Below are 9,629 nucleotides of genomic sequence, written 5' to 3' on the forward strand. Positions count from 1 at the left end.
CGCGCCGGAGCGGTGCGCCAGAGGGGGAACCAGCCGCCGGGAAGGGCGGCGGCGCGGCGCCATCGCGGGCCGGAGAGCGTCAAAAAACGCCTGGAGTGGCGCGGTTTTGCACGCTCCACGTCATGCGCGCGCCGCCTGGGGCGGCCGCGCAGGCGGCCGCCGCGACCTGGGCATACCCGCGGAGACGCGCGGGACAAGCCCTCAGCCGGCGCGCAGCTCGTCGAGGAGCGCCCGGGCTGCCTCGAGCGAGCCGTCCTCCGAGACGGACTTGTCGAGCATCAAGCGCGCTTTCCGGCGGTCACCGGCCGCGAGCGCCATCGCCCCGAGGTGGTAATAGGCGAGCGCCCGCGCGGCGGGCGTCGTGCCTCCCTCGCCGGGCTCGGGGGAAATCTTCATCAGGGTGACCGCGCGGTAAGCGCGCGCGGCGATGTCCTCTTCCCCCAGCCCGAGCGCGCTCTCGCCGAGCTCCATGGCGAGCTCGCCGTTCTGAGGATCGTTTTCGAGCGCCCTCGTGAGCGCCGTGAGCGACTCGTGCAGATTCCCCTCGGCGTCCTCGATGCGCGCGACGCGGTGGTAGACGGCGCCGAGGTGCCGCGAGCGGCGCCCCTTGGCAGCCACGATGAGCTCGGCGGTGACCGCGCGCGCCTCCCTCGAGTCGCCCGCGGCGATCAGCGCGTCGACGAGCAGCAGGGCGACCTCGTTATCTTCCGGGCGCAGGGAGCGCGCCTCCCGGAGCGCCGCGGCCGCCTGCGCGGCGTCGCCGACGTCGAGCAGCAGGCGGCCGGAGGCGACGAGGAGCGTGAAGCGGCCGGCCACGTCGGAGGCCGCGGCGGCGTCCTCGAGCGTGATGGCGGCGAGCTCGCGGTTCGCGCCGATCTCGGCGTAGAGCGCGCGCAGGCGGTCGCGGATCTCGGCGTTGCCCGGCGCGGCGCGGAGCGCGCGCTCGAGCCCGCCGCGGGCGTCGCCCAGGTGGCCCGCGCGCGCGCACGCGCCGGCCAGGAGGAGCGCCGTCGCGACGAGGGCGTCGCCCTCCTCGAGCGCGATGAGCCTGCGGTAGACGGCGCTCGCGGCGTCCCACCGCGCGGCGGACTCCTCGAGGCCGGCGAGCGCCTTGAGCGCAGCGCGGTCCTTGGAGTCGGCGTGGAGCAGATCGCCGAGGTGGGCGCGCGCGCGCTCGACGTCGCCCGAGCGCGCGAGGATCTCGGCGAGGCGCAGCCGGAGCGCGCGCGGCGAGGCGGCGCCCGCCCCCTCCGCCGCGGCCTCGCTGGGCGCGCCCGCGGCCTCGGCCTCGGCGGACCGCGCCGCCGCGCGCGCGAGCGCCCGCTCGAGCTCGGCGACGAGCTCGGCGGCGTACTCGGCGCCGCCGAGCGCGTAGGCGCGCTCGAGATCGGCGAGGGCGCGATCGCCCTGGCCGAGCGCGCCGTGGACCTCGGCCCGCGCGCGGTGGAGCCACGGGTCGTCCGGGCTCGCCTCGAGCGTCGCCGTGAGCGCGCGGGCCGCGCGGGCGTGGTCGGAGACCGCGCCGCACGCGTCGATGAGCGCGATCAAGACGTCGCGATCCCCGGGCGCGACGCGGAGGGCGCGCTCGAGGAGCTCGGCCGCCGCCGCGGCGTCGCCCGCGCGATCGCGGAGGATCTCGGCGGCGCGGCAGAGCGACTCGACGCGCGCCTCGTCGGCGTCGGCGACGTGCGCCGTGAGCACGTGGAGCTCGGCGAGGGCGTGCCAGGCCTCGCGGGCCGCGTAGCGCGACGCGAGCTCCTCGCGGAGCCGGTCGTTCGTGGGGCAGACGGCGTACCCGGCCTTGAGGGCGGCCTCCGCCGCGGCGTCGTCGCCGCGCGCGCCGTGCAGCTCGGAGAGCTCCAGGGCGAGCTGGGCCGCCTCGCCGCCCTGCTCGGTGCGCAGGAGCTTCTCGAGCGCGTCGGTGAGGTCGTCCGCGTTGTCGCGCTTCCGGCTGAGGCGCACGAGCGCGCGGAGCACGTCGCGGTTCGCGCCGTCCCAGTCCGCGGCCCCGAGGTAGACGTCACGCGCGCCGCGATCGTCGCCGCGCTGCTCGAGGAGGGCGCCGAGGCGCATCGAGAGCGACGCGATCGAGGCGACGTCCGCGCGATCCTTGGCGGCGTCGAGCTGCAGCGCGAAGAGCTCGCCGAGCTCGTCGGTGCGGCCGGCCTCCTCGAGCATCGTGGCGAGGAGGATGGCGGCCTCCACCTGGGTCGGATCCTCGTCGAGGATGTCGCGGAGCAGGGCCGCCGCCTTCTCCGGCGACCCCTGCGCGAGGAGGCGCGCGCGCTCGAGGCGCAGCGCGCAGCGCTCGGAGAGATCGTCGACGAGGGGCGCCGTCTCCTCGAGCAGCGCGGAGAGGCGCGCGGCGTCGCCGCTCCGCCGGTACACGCCGGCGAGGGGCGTCCAGATCTCGCGCTCGGCGGGCTCGCGGGCGCGGAGCTCCTCGTAGAGGCGCGCCGCGCGGACGAGGTCGGCGAGCGGGCCGGCGGCCAGCTCCGCGGCGTGCAGGAGCAGCGCGCGCTCCTCCTCGGGCGCCGAGGCGCGCGCGGCGCGCTCGGAGAGCCACGCGGCGGCCGCGAGATCGCCGGCCTCCTCGCGGAGCTCCGCCAGCGCGACGAGCGCCCACGCGGAGCCGGACGGATCCGACGAATCGGACGAAGACCGCGCGCCCGAGCCGACGATGCGCTGCAGGATCGACTCGGCCAGCTCGCGATCGCCGAGCGCGCGCGCGGTGCGGACGGCCTCCTCGAGGACCCCGGGGCCCTCGACCTCGGCGAGGAGCAGCAGCGCGTCCACGAGTGCGCGCGGCCGCCCGCTCTGCCGGGCGAGGCGCTCGAAGAGGCGGATCGCCCGCGGGTTCCTCGGATCGGTGCGGAGCGCGTCGCGCAGGATCGCCTCGGCCCGGTCCGGATCGGCGTGGAGCTCGAGCGCCTCTTCGAGGAGCGAGATCGCCTGATCGACGTCCGCCGCGTCCGCCGCGAGCAGCGCGGCCAGGCGGTACCGCGGCCCGGCGCGATCCGCGCCGCCCGCGGGGGCGGCCGGCGCGTCGGCGAGGCCGATGCGCTTGCGGAGGACGTCCGCCTGCGCGGCGCGGTCGCCGAGGCGCTCGTAGATGGCCTCCAGCGAGCGCCACAGCTGCTCGATGTCGGCGCCGGCGTCGCGGCCCGCGCGGTCGTGGAAGGGCGCGCCGGCCGCGATCTTCGCCTCCGCGCGGCGGTAGACGGCCGCGGCGCGCTCCTGATCGGCCGGCGAGAGCTCGAGGGCGCGGCCGAAGCGGAGCAGGAGCGCGACCTCGTACGGCTCGGAGGCCGCCCGGGCGACGAGCCGCTCGACGACGTCGACGTACCGCTGCGCCTGGCCCGAGCGGCGCGCGAGATCGAGGGCGGCGTCGTGCGCGGCGCCCGCGCCCGGCGTGAGATCGAGGACGCGCAAGCGGGCCGAGAGCGCGAGCTCCGGGCGATCGAGCGGGCCTTCGTAGAGCGACGCGAGCTCGCCGAGCGCCGCGGCGGCGTCCTCGGTGGGCTCGAGCGCAGGGCCGGCGAGCCGCGCCTCGAGGGCGCGCGCGAGCAGGTCGTGGCGCCCGCGGGAGCGCAGCGCGGCGAGGAGCTTCTCGTGCTCGGCGTCGCTCTCGCGCGCCGCCTCGAAGGCGGACTCGACGTACTCCGCCTCGCGGTCGGGCGCCCCCTGCCGGCGCGCGATCTCCCCGAGCGCGAGCAGGACCTCGGCCCGGCTGAACGAGGTGGCCGACGGGAGGCCCACGCTGGAGCGCGTCGGCGGCATCGTGCTGCGCCGCGCGCCGACGAGCCCCTCGCCCTCGTCGCGGGGCCGGCGCGCGACGAGCAGCAGCGCGCGGTAGGCGCGGTGCGCGCGCTCGAGCTGGCCGTCCTCGAGGGCGAGGCCGGCGAGGCCGTGGAGCGCGTCGGGGTGCGCGGGGTCGACGCGCAGCGCGAGGTCGAACTCCGCCATCGCGCGGGCGCGATCGCCCGTGGCGAGCGCGACCCGGGCGAGCTCGTAGTGGACGAGCGCGCGCTCCTTGGGGCGGCGGGCGCCGAAGTCGGCGATGATCCCGCGCAGGGCCGCGGTCGCGTCGTCGGTCCGGCCGGCGGCGGAGAGGGCGCGGCTCCGCGCGAGGCGCAGCGAGAGGTCGTCCGGCGCGAGCGCGATGGCCTCGTCGAACAGCGGGATCGCGGCGGCGGGCGAGCCGCCGCGCGTGAGGTAGAGGTCCGCGGCCTCGCGGAGGAGCGAGAGCCGGGCCGGCGCCTCGTCGGCGCGCGCGGCGTCGCCCGCGATGAGCGCGGCCAGGGCGCTCCACGCGCCCGACGCGCGGTAGAGGTATGCGAGCCGCTCGCGCAGCGGCGCGGGCTGCGCGGCGCGGGGCAGCGCTCGCTCGAGGGCGGCGCGGGCGCGATCGGGCTCGCCGGCGGCGAGGTACGCGTCCGCGAGGCGGAGCGCCGCCTGGTGCAGCTCCTCGGGCCCTGCGCCGGCGCAGAGCCGCTCGAGCGCCTCGGCGGCGGCCGCGTGCTCACCGCGGCGCGCGAGCAGCCGGGCGAGCGCGTCGAGCGCCTCGACGGACCCGATGTCCGCGGCGCGGCGGTAGCTCGCGATCGCGCGCTCGGGCTCGTTGAGCTCGTGCTCGGCGAGGGACGCCGCCTGGAGCCAGAGCTCGGCGGCCGCCCCGCCGGCGTCCGCCGACCCGCGCGCGGCCGCCTGCTCCTCGCGGAGCAGCATGAGCTCGCGGTGCAGCCCGCCCGCCTCGAGGAGCGAGGCGAGCCTGTCGACCGACGGGCCGTGCCCCGGGCTCTCGGCGAGGTTCAGGCGGAGCAGCGCGATCGCCTCGGACGCGCGCGTGGCGTCCGCGAGGAGCTCCGCGGCGTCGTAGCGGAGGGCGACGCGGCGCTCGAGATCACCAGAGACCTCGATCTGCAACTCGCGCAGGCGCACGAGCTCCTCGCGACGACCGGCCGCACGGAGCAGCGCGGCGAGGCTCTCGCCGATCGGCTCGTCCGTCGGATCGTCCGCGAACAGCCCGCCGTAGAGGGCGATCGCCTCGCCGGGCTCCGCCGCCTCGGCCGCGACGCGCAGCAGCCGGCGCCGCTCGCTCGGCGCGAACGGGAGCGCGGCGCCGCGCCGGCACAGCGCGACGATCTGCGGCCCGTCGCCCGCGCCCGCGAGCATGCCGACGAGCGCGTCGATCGCCCAGAGGGCGGCGCGCGAGGCCGGCCACGCGCCGGGCCCAGGGGGCTGCCCCGCCTCGTCGCCGAGGCGCTGCACGGCGATCTCGAGGAGCTCCGCCGCGATCTCGCGGGCCCGCACAGCGTCGCCCGCGTCGCGCGCCGCCTCCACGGCCTCGCGGTAGAGGGCGAGATCGTGCCCGGTCGCCGCGGCGAGCCGGAGCAGCGTCGGGACGAGCGATGGCCCGCGCCGCCGCCGCAGGAGCTCCGCGAGATCGAGCAGGATCGCGCGGTTCGCCGGGTCGTGGAGGAGCGCGCGCTCGAAGGCGCGCTCGGCGGCGTCCTCGTCGGCGCGCGCGTCGCGGTGCCAGCGGCCCACGCGGGCCGTGAGGTCGCGGAGCGTGGCGGCAGGGACGTCGCCGCGGCGCTCGAGCTCGGGCAGCGCGTCGGCGATCGTGTGCCAGCGGCCCGCGAGGTCCGTGAGCCGCAGGAGGCCCTCGGGCGGCTCGGCGCCGGGCGACAGGAGGAACGCGCGGAAGGCGAGATCGAAGGCGCCCTCCCGGTCGTCGCCTCGCTCCTCGAGGAGCGCCGCGGAGGCCTTCAGGATGGCGACCCGCTCGGCGTCCGTCCCGGCCGCGGCGAGCCGCGGTTCGAGCAGCGCGATCTGGCCGCGCCAGTCGTCCGCGTCGGCGCAGATCTCGAGCAACGCGCCGACGGCGGCGACCAGCGCGCCGCGGTGCTCGGCCGACGCCGGGTCGATGCGGCGGAGCAGCTCCTCGAGCCCCGCGCGCGGCGCGGGCGGGCGCGCGGCGCGCTCGCCCACGCCGTCGGCCGCACCGCCGCCGCCCTCGCCGCCCGCGCGGCGCGCGTCCCGCTCGGCCTCGTGCGCGCGGCGGTAGCCCTTCACCGCGAGCTCCCACGCGAGCGTGCGATCGCGGTGCGTGTCGCCGAGGCGCTGGAAGAGCTCCACGCTGCGCGCCGCGCCCGCCCCGCCGGGGAGCGCGCCGGCCGCGGACGCCTCGACCTCGAGCAGCGCGACGAGGTCGCCCCAGCGCTCCGCGCGCGTGTAGAGCGCGGCCAGCGCGTCCCCGCTCTCCGGGTCGGGCGCGAGCTCCTCGCGGATGCGGCGCCAGGTGGCGATGGCCTCGTCGGCGTCGCCGAGCTCGCGCTCGAAGAGCCGCGCGACGCGCCCGAGATCGCGCCGGCCGCCCGCGCCGCCGCGCACGGCCGCGCGGCGCTCCAGCACGGCCGCGAGCTCGCGGTACCTCCCGCCCTCCTCGAGGAGCGCCGCCAGGCCGTCGAGCGCCGCGAGATCCTGGCGGTCGTCGACGAGGCGCGCCGAGTACGCCGCGATCGCCCGCGCCTCGTCGCCGAGCCGCGAGGAGGCGAGCCGCGCGAGCTCCCCGAGGGCCTCGCGCCGCGCCGCCGGGTCCGTCTCGATCGCGGCGAGCGTGTCGAGCACGTCGCACCGCTCGGCGACGCGGTCGCCCTCCGCGAAGAGCCGATCGAGCGCGCGGGCGGCGTCCCGCGCGGCCTCCGCGTCGCCGCTCGCCTCGGCGAGCGAGAAGAGCCGGCGGAAGAGCGCGATCGCCCCGTCGGCGTCGCCGAGCCGGTCGCGGCGCAGGAGCGCGGCGTCGCGCACGAGCGAGAGCGCCTGCCGCGCGTCGCCGGCGCGCGGCTCGGCCGCGGCGAGGACCTCGGCGAGGCGGTCGTGCCGGCCGAGGCGCTCGGCGAGCTCGGCGAGCTCCGCGCGATCGCCGGCCTCCGACGGCCTGAGCTCGACGAGCTCGGCGAGCCGCGCGAACGCGCCCGGCTCGTCGCCGAGGGCGTCGCGGCGGAGCCGCACGATCTCGCGCAGCAGCGCCGGGCGATCGCCGACGTCGGCGCCCTCGAGCTGGATCTCGAGCACGCGCACGAGGTCCGTTGGCCTCTTCTCCTCGCGGTAGTGCTTCGCGAGCAGCGCGGCCGACCGCTGCCTCGCCGCGCGGGTATCGAGCGCGCCGGCCTCGCCGGCGGGCGCCTGCTCAGGCGGCAGCGCCCCGAGGATCCGCTCGAGCAGCGCGAAGGCGCCGACGGAGCGCGGCGCCGCGCGGACGGCGCGCGGCTCCGGGGGCGCGTCGAGGAGCTCCTCGACCACGGGGAGCGCCGACGCGGCGTCGCCGACCCCCTCGATCCAGAGGAGCGCGACGCGCTCGCGGAGCCGATCCGCGGCGTCGCCGGAGAGCCTCGGCAGCTCGGCCGACAGGAGATCGATGAGCGGGCGGTGCCTGCCGTGCCGCTCGTAGAGCCGCTCGAGCGCGGCGCGGGTGCGCGCGTCGTCCTGGAGCGGGAGGAGCTGCTCGAGGTAGCGCATCGTGCGCTCGCCGTCGCCGGCGAGGTCGCGCGCGACGGCCGCGGCGTCCTCCAGGAGGAAGACGCGCTCGTCGGCCGCCGAGGTGCGCTCGAGCATCGCGTCGTAGAGCGCGAACAGGTCCTCCCAGCGCTCGGCCGCGTTGTAGGCGAGCTTCAGCCGCTCGAAGCCCCAGAGCGAGCCAGGCACGAGCTCGACGAGCCGGCGGAGCAGCGCGAGGGCGGCCTCCGGCGCGTCGAACCACTCCTCGTGGTGCTCGACGGCCCGCCGGCCGATCTCCTCGACGATGTCGGGCGGGAGCGCGGCGCCCGCGTCGAGCGCCGCGGCGTGCGCGGCCGCGACGCGCTCGGGCTGCTTCGCCCTGCGGCCGAGCTCCTCGAGCCGATCCCAGAGGTCGAGCTCGCCCGGCAGCTCGGAGACCGCGCGCAGGGCGACGTCGAGGCCGCGCGGCGCGTCGTGGTCGTGGTGCTCGAGCAGGCGCTCGAACCAGCCGCGGCGGACGGCGGCGCGCTGCGCGGCCGCGAGGCTGCCCGCGTCGAGCGCGGCGCCCGGCGCGGCGTCCGCCGGCGAGCTCGCGAGGAGCGCCTCCAGCAGCGCCACGCGCGCCTCGGGGTCGTCGACCGCGTCGCACGCGCGCTCGAGGAGGAGCGCCGCACGCGCCTGCGTCTCGGGGCGCCCGAGCGCGCGCTGCACGATCTCGAGCACCGCGGGCTCGATCGTCCCGGCCTCGATCGCGGGCGCGACCGCGTCGAGCGCGTCCGCCGGCCGATCCAGCCGATCGAAGAGGAGCGTCGCGAGCTCGACGTCGAGCGCGACCCGCGCGCCGCCCTGGCTCCGGTCGCGGCGCACCGCGAGCACCTCCGCCGCGCCCTCGTGATCGCCCACCTCGGCGAGGAGGCGCCCCCGCGCCGCCAGCGCGTCGTCGTTCTCGGGATCCGCCTCGAGCAGCCGGGCGTAGAGCGCCGCGGCCGCCGCGCGGTTGCCGATCTCCTCTTCCCACGCGGCCCACGCGGAGAGCGCCCGCGGGCGCTCGCCCTCGCGCCCGCGCTCCACGAGGAGCGTGAAGAGCCAGCGCCGGTCCACGCGGCGCGCGAGCGTGTCGGGGCTCTGCGCGAGGAACGCGCGGAACGCCTCGAGCGCGGCGGCGTCGAGCGCGCCCGGCGCGGCGTCGCCGTCGTCCTGCGGCGAGAGCAGGCGCCGGTAGACGGACGCGGCGTCGTCCTGCCGCTCGGGATCGGCGGCGAGCACGCGCGCGAGCGCCGCCTCGATCGCCCGGACCCGCGCCGCCGCCTTGCCGGCGGGCGCGCTCCCCTCCCCCTCGGCCCTCATGCGATCACGGAGATCGAGCGCGGCGTCGACGAAGCGCGACGTCGCGCGCGCCCGGATCGCCGCGTCCTCGAGCGCGGCGAGCGCTGCGAGCGCCTCGTCGTCGGACGCCGCCGTCTCGATCAGGACCTCGCAGACGGCCGCGAGCCGTGCCCAGGCTCCCTGACCGCGGTAGAGCGCCGCGAGGCGAGCGGCGGCGTCGCGGTGCTTCGGCGCGACGGAGAGCACGCGCTCGTAGAGCTTCTGCGCCCGCTCCGGATCCGCGAGCGGCCCCTCCGCGAGCCCGGCGGCGCGCTGCCAGGCCGTCACCGAGGCGTCGAGGTCGCCCGGAGCGGCCTGCGCCGCCCGGGTATCGGGCGCGTCGGGCGCGTCGGGCGCGCGGATGCCGAACGCCGCGAGCTCGCCGAGGCGCTCCAGCCAGAGCGCCTCGTCCTGCGGATCGCCCGCGGCGGCGACGCGCCGCTCGAGCACCTCGCGGAGCAGCGCCGCGTCGCCGGCGGACAGCGCGAGCGCCTCCATCGCGGAGAGCGCGGCGCCCTCGATCGCCGCGCCGCTCGCGAGGATCGCGCGGTAGTGCGCGACAGCGCTCGGGACCTCCCCGCCCCTCGCCGCAGCGTCCGCCATGCGCAGCTCGTGCGCGACGCGCGCGTCGGGCGCCACGCCCGGGAGCCGCTCGGCCAGCGCGCCGTAGAGCGCGCCCCACGCGCCGCCCGCCGCGTACGTCTCGAGCAGCGCCTCGTACGCCGCGTCGTCGCCCGGGTCGTCCTTGATGGCCGCGCGGT

The 9,629-nt window shown here is 78.9% G+C and carries 1 protein-coding gene; it reads right to left on the reverse strand.

The window, feature by feature from the left end; genetic code table 11:
• Positions 1-201: 201 nt before the first annotated feature.
• The coding region (locus tag POL72_RS47930) for a tetratricopeptide repeat protein (protein WP_272103853.1) at positions 202-9,629 on the reverse strand (9,428 nt) is incomplete at its 5' end.

The sequence above is a fragment of the Sorangium aterium genome (assembly GCF_028368935.1).
Taxonomy (GTDB): Bacteria; Myxococcota_A; Polyangia; order Polyangiales; family Polyangiaceae; genus Sorangium; species Sorangium atrum.